Here is a 15,291-nt window from a genome sequence, read left to right as displayed (position 1 = left end):
CGTGTCGGCGTGTCAGGCGGGTCCGGGCGAGCGCCCGGGCACGCCCCCCGAGGCGCACAAGGGTCGACGATAACCCCGGAACGGGCCCGCCCGCCGTCCGAGTGCCGACCGGAGGCCGTCGGCGGGGCGTCCGGTGGGTGAACGGGCCCGGCGCGTCCGGGGTGGTGCGACCGGGACCCGTCGTGGCGGTGCCGGCGACGTCAGCGACGGCCGACGAGCCAGCGGCGCACGGTGGCGATGCGCTCGGTGACCTGCTCCGAGCTCGCCGCGGCGAGGTCGGGGCCGCCGCACGCTCGGCGCAGGTCGAGGTGCACGTTGGCGTGCGGGTAGCCCTTCTGGCGGGCGAAGGCGGCGACGAGCTGGTTGAGCTCCTTGCGCTGGGCGGCGAGCGCCCGGTGAGCGGCGACGGGGGTCGGGCCCGTGGCGGCCGCGGCGGTCCCGGAGGTCGCGGGGCTGCGGCGGCGCTGGGCCTTCTGCCGCTCGCCGAGCAGCGCGGAGACCTGGTCGGGCTCGAGCAGGCCGGGCAGCCCGAGGTACTCCTGCTCGTCGTCGGAGCCGACCTGGGCGTGCAGGCCCCACTGCTGCTTGTCGAAGAGCACGTGGTCGAAGTGGGCGTCCGACTCGAGCGCCTCGAAGCGGCCCTCGTCGAGGGCCCCGCTCGCCTTCTCGGCCCGGTTCGCCTCGTCGAGCAGCGACTGCTCCTGGGCCCACAGCTCGCCGATGCCGTCGCCCTCGCCCGCCGGGCGCCGGTCGAGCACGTGGTCGCGCTGCTCCTCGAGGCGGGCGGCGTGGTCGAGCACGACGGGCACCGAGGGCAGGAACACCGACGCCGTCTCGCCGCGCCTCCGGGCGCGCACGAAGCGGCCGACGGCCTGGGCGAAGAAGAGCGGGGTGCTCGTCGAGGTGGCGTAGACCCCGACGGCGAGGCGCGGCACGTCGACGCCCTCGGAGACCATGCGCACCGCGACCATCCACCGGTCGCGGCCGGCGGCGAAGGTCTCGATGCGCTGCGAGGCGCCGGCGTCGTCGGAGAGCACGACGGTGGGCTTCTCGCCCGTCAGGCCGGCCAGCAGGCTCGCGTAGGCCCGCGCCTGGGTCTGGTTCGACGCGATGACGAGCCCACCGGCATCCTCGACGTGCCGGCGCACCTCGGTGAGGCGACGGTCCGCGGCGGCCAGCACGGCGGGCACCCACTCCCCCTTGGGGTCGAGGGCGGTGCGCCACGCGTGGGCGACCATGTCCTTCGTCAACGGCTCGCCGAGGCGGGCCTCGAGCTCGTCACCGGCCTTGGTGCGCCAGCGCATGCTGCCGCCGTAGGCCATGAAGAGCACCGGGCGCACGACGCCGTCGCGCAGCGCCTCGGCGTACCCGTAGGTGTAGTCGCTGCTGCTGACGAGGGCGCCCTCGTCGTCGAGCTCGTACGTGACGAACGGGATCGACGAGGTGTCGCTGCGGAAGGGGGTGCCGGTGAGGCTGAGCCGGCGCGTCGCGGGCTCGAACGCCTCGCGGATGCCGTCGCCCCAGCTCTTCGCGTCGCCGCCGTGGTGCACCTCGTCGAGGATGACGAGGGTCGGGCGGGAGGTCGTCAGCTCACGGTGCAGGGCGGGCCGGGAGGCGACCTGGGCGTAGGTGACGGCGACGCCGTGGTAGTCGTCGCTGTGCCGGCCCACGCTGTTGCTGAAGCGCGGGTCGAGGCTGATGCCGACCCGGGCGGCGGCGTCGGCCCACTGGGTCTTGAGGTGCTCGGTCGGGGCGACGACGGTGATGCGGCCGACGACGCCGGCCGTGAGCAGCTCGGTCGCGACCCGCAGGGCGTAGGTCGTCTTGCCGGCGCCGGGCGTGGCCACGGCGAGGAAGTCGCGGGGGCCGGCGGCGAGGTAGCGATCGAGCGCCTCCTGCTGCCACGCGCGCAGCTTGTCGGCGGTGCCCCAGGCCGCCCGCTCCGGGAAGGCGGGGGGAAGGTGGAAGGCGGCGCCGGAACTCATAGGCCGACAACGTTAGCCGGTCCGAGGGGGTGCTCCGTCCACGCCCCCGCCCGGTGCGCGTGGCGCCGGACGGGGGCGTGGCCCGAGGTCGTGCGGGGTCGTGCGGGGGGTTGCTCAGGCGCGGTAGGCCGTCCACGACGACTGCATGCGCGAGGCCTGGCCGCTCGTGAAGGTCGTCATGCAGGCGTCGTACGTGTAGTCCATGAAGTTCTTGATCGGGTCGAGGCCGGGGCTCGTGCACGTGTCGCGACCGGTGGGGCACTCGTAGGCGGGGCTGGCCTCGGCCGGGGTGTCCGAGACGTAGTCGCCGGAGCCGGTGCAGCCGCCCTGGAACGTGTGGTAGAGCCCGAGCCAGTGGCCGACCTCGTGCGTGCCGGTGTCGCCCTGGTTGTAGTTCGTGGCCGAGCCGCCGGGCAGCGAGCCGTTCAGCACGACGACGCCGTCCTGGCTGCCGATGTTGGAGGTCGGGAAGGTAGCCCAGCCGAGCAGGCCCTGGCCGATGTTCGCGGCGTAGAGGTTGAGGTCGCCCTTGTCGCCCTTGCGCAGCGCCGACTTCATCTGGCGCTCGGCCCGCGAGCCCTGGGTGACGGTGTACCAGCTGCTGTTGCTCGTCACGTCGGTGCCGGCGAGGCGGAAGCTGAAGCCGGTGCCGGAGTAGGCGCTGTTGAGCACGTTGATCTGGTTGGCGATCTGGGTGCTGCTGATCGACCCGGCCGAGCCGTTGGTGATGGTGTGGAACCAGACGTCGACGACGGCGGGGCTGAAGGCGGCCACGGCGCCGGCCTTGCCGCCCTCGGCGGTGCGCTCGAGCGCGCCCGAGGCGGAGCGCTCGAGGCCCTTGGCGGCGAGCGCCTTCGTCAGCGCGGACTCCTGCGCCTTGACCTGGGCGGTCGAGAGCTCGTGCGGGTCGCGGGCCATGCCCTGCGTCCCGCGGGCGCCGACGGCCTCGGGGTCGAGGCACTGGGCGGCGGCGGTCGGGGCGTCCTGCTGGACGGGTGAGGCGTGCGCCGGCACGGAGACGGCGGCCGCGGCGAGGGCGAGGGGCAGCGCGAACGCGGCCTTGCGGAGCATGGTCATGACGGTCCTCTCTCACGGGGCGGGGTCAGGTGGCCGCCCACCCGGAGGACTCTGGCACCGGCCTCGTCAGCCCGGAACCAGCCTGGGGTAAAGAGACGGTCAGGGTCGTCGCCGGATGCCGTCAAGCGCCGAGGGCGAACTACGCGTCGCCCCCCGAACCGCCCGAACCGCCACCCGAGCCGTCGCCCGACCCGCCGCCGGAGCCACCGTCCTGGGGCTCGCGCAGGCCCTCGTAGATCTCCTTGCAGACGGGGCAGACGGGGAACTTCTCCGGGTCGCGGCTCGGCACCCAGATCTTGCCGCAGAGGGCGACGACCGGGTCGCCCATGACGGCGCTCTCGAGGATCTTCTCCTTGCGCACGTAGTGCGAGAAGCGCTCGTGGTCGCCGGGCTCCTGCAGCTGCTCGCGCGTCTCCTCGCGCTCGATCGTCGCGGTGCTCGTGCCCCGCAGCGGCTGGGGCTCGAACGGGTCGAGCGGCATGTCGGGAGGCATCGTGCTCATGGCCGCAGTGTAGGCGCCCGGCGTGTCCGCGACGCCTGTGCGCCGAGCAGCCGCGCCCCGGCCGGGTAGGCCGCGAGCGCGGCGGGCAGCCGCCCCGGCCGGCCGCTGAGCAGGACCGCCTCGACAGGGTTGTCGGTGCTGTCGGTGCTGTCGGTGCTGTCGGTGCTGTCGGGGGCGCTGCCGCTCGCGACGGGCGCGGCCGACGGATCGAGGCCGAGGCGGCGCAGGGTCTGGCGGGCAACGGCATGCGGCGAGTCGAAGATCGTCACGCCCGGGCCCACGGCGGCCGCGATGCGGCTCTCGACGAGGCCGTAGTGGGTGCAGCCGAGCACGAGCGCGCGGATGCCGCCCGGCGTGGCCGCGGCGGCCGCGGCGATGCAGGCGTCGACCCGGTCGAGGTCGCCCGACTCGACCGCCTCGGCGAGCCCGAGCGCGGCCACGCGGTGGGTCAGGGTGCCGGTGGCGAAGGCCTCGAGCAGCCCCTGGAGGTAGTCACTGGCCGTCGTCGCCGCGGTCGCCCACACGGCCACCGGTCCGCCCGCGGCCGCCGCCGGTCGGATGGCCGGGACGGTGCCGACGACCGGCACGTCGGGCTCGAGCTCGTCGCGCACGGCGTCGAGCCCGTGCACCGAGGCGGTGTTGCAGGCGATCACGACGGCGTCGGGGCGCAGCTCGAGCGCCGCCCGCGCCCCCGCGAGCACGCGTTCGCGCACCGCCTGCGGGCTGCGCGGCCCCCACGGCATGTGGTCCGGGTCGAGGGACAGCACGAGCCGGATGCCGGGCGCCGCCTCGTGCAGGGCCGCGGCGTACCCCACCAGCCCGAGACCGCTGTCGACGAAGGCGACTCGCTTGGCGTCGGGGCGTGGACCGGGCCCAGTGGGTGCGGTCGGGTGGGTGGCCGGGTCAGTGGCCGACGGCGACTCCCGCACGTCAGTTGAGGCTGGGGTCGGCCGGGTAGCTGGCGACGAAGGCGAGGTTGTCGCGCTGGCGGCGCAGGACCCGACGCCAGAGCCCCTCCGGGTCGTGGGTGAACGGGTCGGCCACCTCGGCGTCGACGAGGTACCAGTCACCGCGCGCGATCTCGTTCTCGAGCTGACCGGCATCCCACCCGGCGTAGCCGGCGAAGATGCGCATCCCGGCGAGCTCGGCCTCGACGACGGGGGTGGGCACGTCGAGGTCGACGAGCCCGATGGAGCCGAAGAGGCGCTTGACGCCGAGCGGCTCGGCGGCGTCGCCCGGCACGGTGACGAGCCCGAGGGCCGAGCTCGTCGACACCGGGCCGCCCTGGAAGAGGACGGGCGGCGCGGTCACGACCTTCTGCCAGCCCGGCAGCACGGAGTCGACCGGCGCGGCCAGCGGCTTGTTGAGCACGACCCCCTGGGCGCCCTCGTCGTCGTGGTGCAGCAGCAGGACGACGGAACGGCCGAAGACCTCACCCTCGACCGAGGGGGTGGCGACGAGCAGACGGCTCGTGTGGAAGGGGGCACTCACGGTGCCAGCCTTCCACACGAGCCGAGGGGTTCTGCTCAGCCGCGGCCGCGGCCGCCGTCGTCCGACCAGCGCGAGACGAGGCGGTCGCCGCGGTCACCGCGCTCGTGGCGGTCAGGGCGCCCGCGGTAGGAGTCGCGGCCGCTGTTGCGGCGGTCGTCGTGACCACCCTCGCGACCGGCGCGGGCGTGGTGCGGGCGGTAGCCGCCGCTGGCACCGCTGCGCGGGCCACGCGCACCCGCCGGGCCGCGCCGCTGGGGCTTGGGACCGGCGAGCAGGCGGGTGAAGTCGGCCTCGTCGATGGCCACGCCCGAGGGCGGGGTCGCACCGGTCGCGGCGATGGTGGCGTCACCGGGGGTGGCGCGCACCGGGGAGATGTCGAGCCCGGCGTCCTTGAGCTGACGCTCCATCGTGCGGCGCTGGTGCGGCAGGGCGAGGGTCACGACCGTGCCGTTCTCGCCGGCACGGGCGGTGCGGCCCGAGCGGTGCAGGTAGTCCTTGTGGTCGGCCGGCGGGTCGACCTGCAGGACGACCGAGACGTCGTCGACGTGGATGCCGCGGGCGGCGACGTCCGTCGCGACGAGCACCGGCAGGGTGCCGTCGCGGAACGCCCCGAGGACGCGGTTGCGGGCGCCCTGGTTGAGGCCACCGTGCAGCGCCGCGGCCATGACGCCCTGCTCTCGCAGCTGGAGCGCGATGCGGTCGGCGCCGAGCTTGGTGCGGCAGAAGACGACGGTCCGGCCCTCGCGGTTGGCGACCTCGGCGGTGATGACCTTCTTGTGCTGCGGGTCGATGAGCAGCACATGGTGCTCCATCGTCTCGACGGACGCCGTGGCGTCGTCGGTCGAGTGGACGACCGGGTCGGTGAGGTAGGTCGCGACGAGCTGGTCGATGCCGCGGTCGAGCGTCGCCGAGAAGAGCAGGCGCTGCCCACCGGCGGGGATGAGGTTCAGGCTCGTCGTGATCTCGGCCATGAAGCCCATCTCGGCCATGTGGTCGGCCTCGTCGAGCACCGTGATGGCGATGTCGTCGAGCTCGACGGCGCCGCGCTCGATGAGGTCGTTGAGGCGGCCCGGCGTCGCGATGAGGATGTCGACGCCCTTGTTGAGGGCGTTGATCTGCGTCGTGTAGCTGAGGCCACCGGCGACGAGCTTGTGGCGCAGGCCGGCGACGTGCACGAGGGGCTCGAGCGCGTCGGAGATCTGCATGGCCAGCTCACGGGTCGGGGTCATGATGAGCGCGTGCGGCTTGCGGGGGCGGCGGGTCGCGCCGGCCTCGAGCAGGCGGGTGATGACGGGCAGGCCGAAGGCGAGCGTCTTGCCCGAGCCGGTCTGGCCGCGGCCGAGGACGTCCTTGCCCGCGAGTGCGTCGGGGATCGTCGCGGTCTGGATCGGGAACGGCGTCGTGATCCCCTCACGGGCGAGGCGCTCGACGATGGCGGAGGGGATGCCGAGGGCGGCGAAGCCGTTGTCCCCGGCGACCTCGACGGGACCGTCCGTGACCGTACGGGTCGACTTGACCCACGTGTCGGCGTCCATGCGCTCGGCCTCGGCGTCCTCGTAGCTCACGCCACCGGCCGTCGGGCGGTCGTCGCGGCGGAACGAGGGGCGGTCGTCGCGACGCTGGAAGCCGCCACGGTCGGAGGTGCGGTCGGAGGTGCGGTCGGAGCCGCGGTTGAACGACGGGCGGGCGCCACGGTCGTCACGGTTGAAGGAGGGACGGTCGTCACGGCGCTGGTAGCCGCCACGGTCCGAGGAGCGCTCCGAACCACGGTCGTCACGGTTGAACGACGGGCGGGCCCCGCGGTCGTCACGGTTGAACGACGGGCGGTCGTCACGGCGCTGGTAGCCGCCACGGTCCGAGGTGCGGTCGTCGCGACGCTGGTAGCCGCCACGGTCGGAACCGCGGTCGTCACGGTTGAACGACGGGCGGTCGTCGCGACGCTGGTAGCCGCCACGGTCCGAGGTGCGGTCGTCGCGACGCTGGTAGCCGCCACGGTCAGAACCGCGGTCGTCACGGTTGAACGAGGGACGGTCGTCACGGCGCTGGTAGCCGCCACGGTCCGAGCCACGGTCGTCGCGCTTGAACGAGGGACGGTCGTCACGACGCTGGTAGCCGCCACGGTCCGAGCCACGGTCGTCACGGTTGAACGAGGGACGGTCCGTGCCGCGCTCGTCACGGGGGGCGCGCCACTCGCGGCCACCGACGTGGGTGGAACCGCTGGAGGCGGGGCGTGAGGTGCGACCGGCGTGGCCGGGGCCGGACTGGCCGCGGTGCGGCTTCTTGGGGCCGTCGGTGCGGGCCATCTTGTCGGCGGTGCTCCAGCGGGCCTTCTTGGCGGCGCCGGCGGGGTGGTTCTTGGACATGCGAATTCAACTCTCTTCGACTCGAGCAGACTTCGTCTCGAGCCACGAGCGTTCCGCGACCGTCCAGACGAGCCTCAGGCGCAACGTCTGTGCGCCCGTGATGGGACCGGGTCCGGCATCCGTGCCGCCCGGTATCGGATCCGCTCCGCGTCGGGTCCCGGGCCACGGTTTCGTGGTCACCCGGGGGGTGTCGCCTCGCCGGCCGGGCCCTGTCGCTCGGCGTCTCGCGGAGCGTGTCCCGTCCATCGGTTCCGAGGAGATCTCGGAGTCGGATGCCCCAAGTCTACCAGCGGACGCGCCTGCTCCAGACCACGAGCGCGACGGCGGCGACCGCGACGCCCACGAGGTCCAGCACGGCGTCCCACGGGTCGCCTGAGCGACCGGGCAGCACGACGTGCTGGAGGACCTCACTCACCGGCGCGTGCACCGCGAACGCGAGGACCACGGGCGCGACACGGCGCAGGGCCAGCCCGACGACGAGGGTCGGCACGGCGAAGACGAGGCAGTGCACCACCTTGTCGGTCCAGCTGACCGGCCCGACGACGGTGACGACGGGCCAGTAGAGGACGAGCAGCTGCACGACGACGAGCGCGACCGCCGCCAGCCCCAGGCCGGTGTGCAGCAGACCTCGACGCCCCCCGGTCCGCCCTCCCCCGCCGGCCGTGGAGCGGCTGCTGCGAGTGGAAGTCCTGACCATGGTGTCGGTCAGTGTAGGCAGCCCGCCGCAGCCGCTCCGCCGGTAGGTTGCGACGACGGTGCAGCACGGTGCACCACGGCGGACCCGCGGACGAGGGAGCAGCGATGAGCAGGCGCACGGTGACGGTCAGCGGCACAGGCTGGGCCTCGGCGGTCCCCGACGTCGTCCGGGTCAGCCTCCAGGTCGGCCACGACTCGTCCGACGTGGCCACGGCGCTCGACGGGGCGGCGGAGTCCACCGCTGCCGTCATCTCGGCCCTGCGGTCGGCCGGGGTCGACGCGAGCGACGTGCGCACAGAGACGGTCTCGGTCAACCAGCGCTGGGACAACCAGGGCAACGGGCCCATCGGCTTCACGGCGTCGCAGCGTCTGGGCGTGACCGTCCGCGAGGTCGACGGCGCCGGCCGGGTCCTCACGGCGGCGGCCACGGCGGCCGGCAACGCGCTGCTCGTCGACTCGCTCACGCTCGAGGTGTCGGATCCCGAGCCCGCCCTTCGTGAGGCCCGGGACGGTGCGTTCGCGGACGCCCGGTCCAAGGCCGAGCAGTACGCCGGGCTCGCACGGGTGCGCCTCGGCGACGTCGTCGAGATCGGCGAGGGCGGGGCCATGCACAGCCCCGTCCCGGTCACCGCACGACGGGCCAAGGCGGATGCCGCCATGACCGTGCCGATGCCCGTCGAGGGCGCGTCCCAGGGCTTCACCGCGTCGGTGACGGTGACCTGGCGGCTCGTCGACGCCGACTGAGACGCCCCGCCCACCGGCATCCTCAGGTCGTCGCAGGCTGCCGGTGGGGCGCCCGAGGGCGCCCGATGGCGTCGGAATAGCGCTGCCGGCCCGGTCGTTGACGCGTGCATGGCAACGACTGAGCTGACCTCCGACACCTTCGAGAAGACCGTCCTGGACAACGACATCGTCCTCGTCGACTTCTGGGCCTCGTGGTGCGGGCCGTGCCGCCAGTTCGCCCCGGTCTACGACTCCGCCTCGAGCTCGGACGGCAACGACGGCATCGTGTTCGGCAAGGTCGACACCGAGGCCGAGCAGGGCTTGGCGCAGGCTGCGAACATCACGTCGATCCCGACGCTCATGGCCTTCAAGGAGGGCGTGCTCGTCTTCGCCCAGCCCGGCGCGCTGCCGCAGTCGGCGCTGCAGGACGTCATCGAGCAGGTCAAGGCGCTCGACATGGGCCCGATCAAGCAGCAGATGGCGGCCGAGGCCGCCGGCGGTGGCGAGGCGTCGGCCGACAAGGCCTGACCCCACCGTCAGACGAAGGCCCCCGGCTCGTGCCGGGGGCCTTCGTCGTGCCCGGGCACGACGAAGGGGCGCCCGCACGAACCGGACGCCCCTCGGTGGTTGCGAGGTGGAGCAGCGTGACGTGACCACCACAGGAGTGGTGGAGGTGGCGGGAATTGAACCCGCGTCCGATGACGAGAGACCAGGGCTTCTCCGGGTGCAGTGCGCTATGGCTTTTCTCGGCCCCAGGGCTCGCACGCACGCGTCCCCTGACAGGCCCAGTCGAGTAAGAGTCCCGCGCAGTCCCCCGACATGACTGCGCAGCAAGTTTCCTAGCTGATGCCAGGCACTGAGTCGGAAACTAGCTCAGGCTGACAGACTTCGAGGCTCGCTCAGGCGGCGAGGGCGAAGTCGGTGCGCTTGGAATTGGCACCTATTGTTTTGCAGAGAGCGTTGACGAGATGACTCTGCATCCTCGACCCGCTTCCCCTGATGTGTCGACCACCGTCGAAACCGATCACCCCCATGAGGGGTGCCACGTCACGCTGTTCACTTCTCAACCTGCCGTACTGCGATGAACCCAGTATGCCTGCGTAACGACCCCGTCGTCCAAGTCATTCCCGGAACCCGGTCCGACAGCGTGCGCGTTGTCGGCGCCACGGCCGCCTCTCCGCCCCCACCCTGCCCGCCCCCTCCGTCACTGCTCCGCCACACGCAGCAGTGGGTCCCACTGCTGCGTGTGGCGGGGCAGTGGGACCCACTGCTGCGTCTGGTGGGGCAGTGGCTGAGCGCCCGGGGGGGGTGGTTGTCGGTGGGGGCTGGCAGGGTGCGTGGTGGGGCAGGAAGGCAGTGAGCGCATGGAATCCGAGGTCGATGTCGCCCGGATGGTGATGCGGGTACGGCGCCTGGCGGACCTGAGCCAGCGGGACCTGGCCGCGCGGGTCGGGCTCTCTCCCTCGACGATCGCGCGGATCGAGACGGGGCAGGGTGCGGTGTCGGTGGGGTTGTTCGGGCGGCTGCTGGCCGTGGCCGGGCTGCGGCTGCTCGTGTGCACCGCCGACGAGGACCCCGCCCCCGAGCGTGAACCGGCCCGCCAGGGTGCGGGGTCACGCGGGCCGAACCCTGACGCGGATCCGCACTGGAGGCCGGGCTCGAAGCCGGGGCAGGGGTCAGGGCCGGGGTCAGAGCCGGGGCGGGGTGAGCGGGTGTGGCCGGTGCCGGCGGACGGGGTCCGGGACAACGGGGGCCGCCGGTTCCCGGCGCACCTGGACGTCGACCCACCCGACGAGGTGCCCGCGCTGCGCCGGTTGATGCCGCGCTACGACCGGCCACCGGCCAAGGGCTGGTACCGCCACCGCCCCGAACGCGACCGCCGCCGCGCACGAGAGGGCACCCCGGCCGACCACCCCACCGCCGCCGAGCTGCGCGCCCGGCAGGCCCGCCGGCGCGAGAACGAACGCCGCCTACGGGCGATGCTCGCGGCCGCGGCGCCACCCGCCCCCGAGTGCACCTGCCTCGACGAGTGCCACGACGTGGCCGCATGTCTGCCCCGCTGCCCCTGCCAGTGCGAACCCGACCCCCACCGGCGAGCATGAGCCCCGCGAACCCGGGGGTGCCGAGTCAGCGGCTCACCAGGAGCCGGACGACGAGCCGCCGCCACCGCCTCCGCTGAACCCGCCGCCGCTCGAGAACCCCGAGCTGCCCGAGCTGCCGGGCGTCGAGGTGAAGGTGCCGGTGGAGGTCGTCGAGAAGCTCTCGACCCCGTTGGCGATGCTGCCGAAGTCGGGGAAGGTCGTGCCGCTCCACACGTACCAGGTGGGCATGACGAGCGACTGTCCCGCCGCGTCGGCCGCCCGGGCGACGTCGGCGAACACGCCGGCCCAGCGGTCGGCCACCCCGAACACGACGGCGTAGGGCAGGTAGCGGCTGAAGACCATGCTGGCCTCGTCGAAGGCGATCTGCTTCGCCTCGGCGGTGAGCAGGTACTCCTTGAACCCCAGGCTCTGGGCGTTGACCGCCGACCCCTCCGGCGTCTTGGCGGCCATGCGACCTCCGAGCACCCAGACGATGATGCCGCTGAGGATGAGCCCACCACCGAGGACCGCTCCCCCGCTGAACCCGGCCCCGAGCAGAACCGAGATGGCGCTGCCCCCGTAGAAGAGCAGCAGGGCACCGGCCGCCGCGATGACGATGCCGAGGGTCTGCCACGCCCCGCGCTGGGTCTGCGGCGAGCGCCGGAACCACCCACGGGTGACGACCTCGTCGTACATCTCGCGCTGCACCCGCTTGAGCGTCGAGCTGAAGGTGTTCTTGAGCGAGCTGAGCGTGACGACGTCGCCGGTGCGGAAGATGCCGTCGAGCAGCGTGCGCTCGTAGGCGTGGGCCCGCTCGCCCTCCGGGAAGGGCAGCCGCGTCAGCGTCCAGTCGGTGCGCTTGAACAGGCCCTCGCCGCCAGTCTCCTCGATGCGCAGGAACCCGCGCACCGCGAGGTCGATGACGGTCGCCGACACGTCGATGGGGTTGGCCGTCTCGTCGATGACGGTGCCGACGAGACCGGGGGCCACGCCCGCGGGCGGCTGGAACTGCACCGCCACGACGGGGCGGCCTCCGCGCATGACGGGCGCCGCGGCATCCGTGCTGGTGGGGCTGAGGCCCGGCGTCAGGCCGGCGTAGCGCTCGTCGCGGCCGCGCGTCCATACGAGGGCGCCCATGACGGCGGCGGCGAGGACGGGCGCCCCGATGCCCCCGGCCCAGGCGGCGGCGTTGGCGGCGGGAGCGGCCCCGGACCCGAGCGAGGAGTCGGCGTCGCCGTCGCGCACGTCGGGCGCGAGGTCGGCGTCGAAGGCGGTGGCCGGGTAGGACGCGATGACCGTCATCGCGTCACCCGAGGAGAGGTCCTCGGCGCCGAACCGGGTCGGGTTGCCGGGGGTGCCGGAGCACGGGGTGTCGCTGGTCTTGACGCCCTCGAAGCAGCGGGTCCTCGTCGAGGCCGCCGGGGCGTTGACCGTGACGGACACGCGGTCGCGCGGGGTGGTCTCGTTCGCGCCGAAGACGTTGTAGTTGAGCTCGACGGTCTTCTCGGCGGTCCCGCCGTCCTGCCCCGCCGCGATGGGGTTGAGGACGTGATGCAGGGTGTAGCGCACCTCGTACCGCTGCGTGCCGCGGGTGTACTCGTCACTGCTGCCGATGCGGATCTGGTCGCTGGCCCCGAACTCGCTGACCCGGAAGGCGTCGGGCGCCCCCGTCGGGCTGCTGACCGAGACGTCGGTCATGTCGTAGTAGCGGTACTTGCCCTCCTGGTCGCCGTAGCCCATCCGCACGACGATGTTGCGCAGGATGCCGTGTCGCTCCTCACCAGCGGGGAACACCCACGTGATGCGCTCGGTCACCCTCATGCTGCCGTCGGCCTGCAGGTCGTAGGTGACGGCGAAGTCGGACATGCGGTCACCGCCCGCGGCCGAGGCCGAGCCGGCCGGCAGCAGGACCAGCAGCGCGGCGACGAACGCCACGGCCACGGCACCGAGGGCCCTGGCGGCTCCCCTGTCCCCGCGGGCGTCTCCTCGGGCCTGCGTGTCGTGTCGCATCATCGCCACCCCTGGTTGCTGCCGGTGCAGGCCGCTGACCGGCCGGCTCTGCGGTGCCGACGCGCCGCGCGGCTCATCGGTTCCGGTTCGCCGCGCTCATCGCGCGGTCGGCCTCGCGCTGGTCCTGGCGCTCACGCAGGGCGTGCCGCTTGTCGTAGTTCTTCTTGCCGGTGGCGAGGGCGATCTCGACCTTGGCCCGGCCGTCCTTGAAGTAGAGCGCGAGGGGCACGATGGTGCGCCCGCTCTCGCGCGTCTTGCCCATGATCTTCGTCAGCTCGGCCCGGTGCAGCAGCAGCTTGCGACGGCGCCGGGGTGCGTGGTTGTTCCACGTCCCGTTGAGGTACTCGGGGATGTGCACGTGCTCGAGGTAGAGCTCGTCACCTGTGAACTGGGCGAAGCCGTCGACGAGCGAGGCCCGGCCCATGCGCAGGGCCTTGACCTCGGTGCCGGAGAGCACGATGCCGGCCTCGAAGGTGTCCTCGATGAGGTAGTCGTGCCGGGCCTTGCGGTTGCTCGCGACGAGGGAGCGTCCCTTGTCCTTGGGCATGAGGGCGTCCTCTCGTCTCGGGTGCTGCCGGTCCCCCGTGGTACCGGGGCCGGGGGGTGCAACGCTACCCGACCCCCCGTTCATGCCCCCACCGAGTTCCGGTGGCGGTGGGGCCGCCTCAGCCCGGGGTCAGAGCCACTTCTGGGGGTTGACCGGGGTGCCGTCCTCGTAGGTGCCGAAGTGCAGGTGGCAGCCGGTCGAGTAGCCGGTCGTGCCCGAGTAGCCGATGAGCTGGCCCCGCTGGACCTGCCCGCCGAAGTCGACGATCTTGCTCAGGTGGTTGTAGCTCGTCACGAGGTCGACGCCGCGCTGGATGCCGTGGTCGATGAGCACCTGATTGCCCCAGCCGCTGGCCTTCCAGCCGGCGCTGATGATCTCGCCGTCGGCCGCGGCGTAGACGGGCGTGCCGCAGGCGATGCCCCAGTCGAGACCGTCGTGCAGCATCCACTTCTGCAGCACCGGGTGCCACCGCATCCCGAACCCGGAGGTCGTCGGGCCGTTGGCCGGGTAGCCGAGCTGGAAGGCGCCGCTGGGAGCGGGGTCCGGCACGGACGGGGTGTCGGGCACGGGCGGGACGCTCGGCGTGCGCACGGGGGCGACCGGCTTCGGCTTGTACGTCTGACCGCGCTTCTTCGCCGCCGCCGCCTTGGCCTTCTCGGCGGCGATCTTCTGCTGGCGCACCTTCTCGAGCCGGGCCTTCTCGGCCTCGATCTTCTGCTGCCGGATCTTCTCGAGCCGCGCCTTCTCGGCCGCGACCCTGGCCGCGCGCTCGGCCCGCAGCTTCGCCTGCCGCTTCGCCTCCGCGATGCGCGCCTGTCGGGCCCGCTCGACGAGGATCGCCTTGAGGCGAGCCCCCTCGGCCTGCGCCTCGCCGAGGCTCTGCTGCTCGCTCGCCTTCTGGGTGCGCAGGTCGGCGGCGAAGGCCACCTGCTGACCCTTGAGACCGTCGAGGGAAGCCTTCGCGGCGGCGGCGTTCGAGGCCGCCGTGACCGCGTTGTCCTTGGCGACGACGGCCTGCTGGCGGGCGCTCGTGGCGGCGGCGGCCGCGGCCTGGGCCCCCTCGAGGGCGACCTGCGCCTGGCGCTTGAGCTCGGCGATCTCGCCGCGCACCGCCGTGAGGTACGAGCGGGTGGACGTGTTGTCGGCCGTCATCGTCGCGAGCCGGTCGATGGTGTCGGCGGCGACCGTGCTCGCGGTGTCGGCCATGACCATCCGGTCGGCGAAGTCCTGGGGCGAGGTGGAGCCGAAGACGAGACCGAGCTGCGACTGGTCACCGCCGCCCTGGAAGACCTCCGCGGCGTAGCTGTCGAGGGCGTCCTGCGAGCTGACGAGCGCGCTGCCGCTCGAGGCGAGTTTCTCACTCGCCCGCTGCTCGTTGGCGCGGGCCACGGCGAGCCGTTGGGCGACGGCCTCGTTGTGGGCCCTGGCCTTGGCCTCGGCGGCGACCGCCCGGGCCTCGGTGGCCTCGGCCTGCGCCTGGGCCTGCTGGGCGGCGGCCTGCGCCTGCTGCGCCACCGCCAGCTTCTGCTGGGCGACGGGCAGGGCGGCGTTGGTGCGCTCGAGGTTGACGTAGGCCTTGGCGAGCGAGGCGTTCGTCCCCTCGAGCTGCTGGCCCAGCGCGGCGATGCGCTGCTCGTTCTTCTTCTGCTGGTCGCTGATGGCGTCGGCCCGGGCCGTCGAGACCGCACTCGTCACCGCGGTGCCGACCGAGACGGTGCAGGCGAGCACGAGGCCCGCCGCCAGGTACCTGGTCGCGGGCGTCATCGCCTGGGTCCGTCTCTCGAGCCACATGTGAACCATTGGTACCACAGTCGAT

The 15,291-nt window shown here is 73.2% G+C and carries 13 protein-coding genes and 1 other RNA gene; 3 read left to right on the top strand and 11 right to left on the bottom strand.

Features of this window, described 5'->3' with window-relative positions; genetic code table 11:
* Positions 1 to 200 precede the first annotated feature (200 nt).
* The 7 genes from DFJ68_RS01945 to DFJ68_RS01915 all read right to left on the bottom strand — a co-directional run bounded on the left by DFJ68_RS01945 (position 201) and on the right by DFJ68_RS01915 (position 8,115).
* Positions 201 to 1,985, bottom strand: coding sequence for a DEAD/DEAH box helicase (locus DFJ68_RS01945; RefSeq protein WP_121030586.1), 1,785 nt, complete (start codon positions 1,983 to 1,985; stop codon positions 201 to 203).
* 114 nt (positions 1,986 to 2,099) lie between these two features.
* Entirely contained in the window at positions 2,100 to 3,062 is a 963-nt protein-coding gene (locus DFJ68_RS01940) for a zinc metalloprotease (RefSeq protein ID WP_245963394.1), read from the bottom strand.
* A 139-nt stretch (positions 3,063 to 3,201) separates the two neighbouring features.
* Positions 3,202 to 3,564 carry a DUF3039 domain-containing protein gene (locus DFJ68_RS01935; protein ID WP_121030584.1) on the bottom strand — a complete coding sequence of 121 codons (363 nt, stop codon included), beginning with the start codon at positions 3,562 to 3,564 and terminating at the stop codon, positions 3,202 to 3,204.
* Complete coding sequence (locus DFJ68_RS01930; protein ID WP_245963393.1) at positions 3,561 to 4,379, bottom strand: glutamate racemase; 819 nt, start codon at positions 4,377 to 4,379, stop codon at positions 3,561 to 3,563. The genes DFJ68_RS01935 and DFJ68_RS01930 overlap by 4 nt, the downstream gene beginning before the upstream one ends.
* A gap of 115 nt (positions 4,380 to 4,494) precedes the next feature.
* On the bottom strand, positions 4,495 to 5,055 hold the full coding sequence (locus DFJ68_RS01925; RefSeq protein ID WP_121030580.1) for a YqgE/AlgH family protein: 561 nt from the start codon (positions 5,053 to 5,055) through the stop codon (positions 4,495 to 4,497).
* Positions 5,056 to 5,090: 35 nt separating this feature from the next.
* The gene (locus tag DFJ68_RS01920) at positions 5,091 to 7,418 is read right to left on the bottom strand and encodes a DEAD/DEAH box helicase (protein ID WP_121030578.1); all 2,328 of its coding nucleotides are present in this window, start codon (positions 7,416 to 7,418) and stop codon (positions 5,091 to 5,093) included.
* A gap of 283 nt (positions 7,419 to 7,701) precedes the next feature.
* The gene (locus DFJ68_RS01915; RefSeq protein WP_245963392.1) at positions 7,702 to 8,115 is read right to left on the bottom strand and encodes a VanZ family protein; all 414 of its coding nucleotides are present in this window, start codon (positions 8,113 to 8,115) and stop codon (positions 7,702 to 7,704) included.
* 104 nt (positions 8,116 to 8,219) lie between these two features.
* Here DFJ68_RS01915 and DFJ68_RS01910 point away from each other — a divergent pair, with 104 nt between their 5' ends.
* Together DFJ68_RS01910 and trxA are read left to right on the top strand one after the other, a co-directional pair.
* Entirely contained in the window at positions 8,220 to 8,858 is a 639-nt protein-coding gene (locus DFJ68_RS01910; protein WP_121030576.1) for an SIMPL domain-containing protein, read from the top strand.
* A gap of 108 nt (positions 8,859 to 8,966) precedes the next feature.
* Positions 8,967 to 9,365, top strand: a complete 399-nt coding sequence (gene trxA / locus DFJ68_RS01905) for a thioredoxin (RefSeq protein ID WP_121030574.1) — start codon at positions 8,967 to 8,969, stop codon at positions 9,363 to 9,365.
* Between the two features lie 137 nt (positions 9,366 to 9,502).
* On the opposite strand, the gene ssrA is transcribed toward trxA, so the two are convergent.
* Positions 9,503 to 9,869: a transfer-messenger RNA gene (ssrA, locus tag DFJ68_RS01900) on the bottom strand.
* Between the two features lie 332 nt (positions 9,870 to 10,201).
* Between ssrA and DFJ68_RS18415 the strand changes: the two genes are divergently transcribed.
* Positions 10,202 to 10,939: a helix-turn-helix domain-containing protein gene (locus tag DFJ68_RS18415; protein ID WP_147431492.1), complete on the top strand. Its 738-nt coding sequence runs from the start codon at positions 10,202 to 10,204 to the stop codon at positions 10,937 to 10,939.
* A 33-nt stretch (positions 10,940 to 10,972) separates the two neighbouring features.
* On the opposite strand, the gene DFJ68_RS01890 is transcribed toward DFJ68_RS18415, so the two are convergent.
* The 3 genes from DFJ68_RS01890 to DFJ68_RS01880 all read right to left on the bottom strand — a co-directional run bounded on the left by DFJ68_RS01890 (position 10,973) and on the right by DFJ68_RS01880 (position 15,239).
* Positions 10,973 to 12,931: a DUF2207 domain-containing protein gene (locus DFJ68_RS01890; protein ID WP_245963391.1), complete on the bottom strand. Its 1,959-nt coding sequence runs from the start codon at positions 12,929 to 12,931 to the stop codon at positions 10,973 to 10,975.
* 70 nt (positions 12,932 to 13,001) lie between these two features.
* Complete coding sequence (smpB, locus tag DFJ68_RS01885) at positions 13,002 to 13,475, bottom strand: SsrA-binding protein SmpB (RefSeq protein ID WP_121030570.1); 474 nt, start codon at positions 13,473 to 13,475, stop codon at positions 13,002 to 13,004.
* Between the two features lie 129 nt (positions 13,476 to 13,604).
* Positions 13,605 to 15,239 carry a peptidoglycan DD-metalloendopeptidase family protein gene (locus DFJ68_RS01880; protein ID WP_245963390.1) on the bottom strand — a complete coding sequence of 545 codons (1,635 nt, stop codon included), beginning with the start codon at positions 15,237 to 15,239 and terminating at the stop codon, positions 13,605 to 13,607.
* Between the last annotated feature and the right edge of the window lie 52 nt (positions 15,240 to 15,291).

The sequence above is a fragment of the Terracoccus luteus genome (assembly GCF_003635045.1).
GTDB lineage: Bacteria > Actinomycetota > Actinomycetes > Actinomycetales > Dermatophilaceae > Terracoccus > Terracoccus luteus.
The sequence above is the reverse complement of the archived record's forward strand: the minus strand, read 5'-3'. Positions and strand labels throughout refer to the sequence as shown.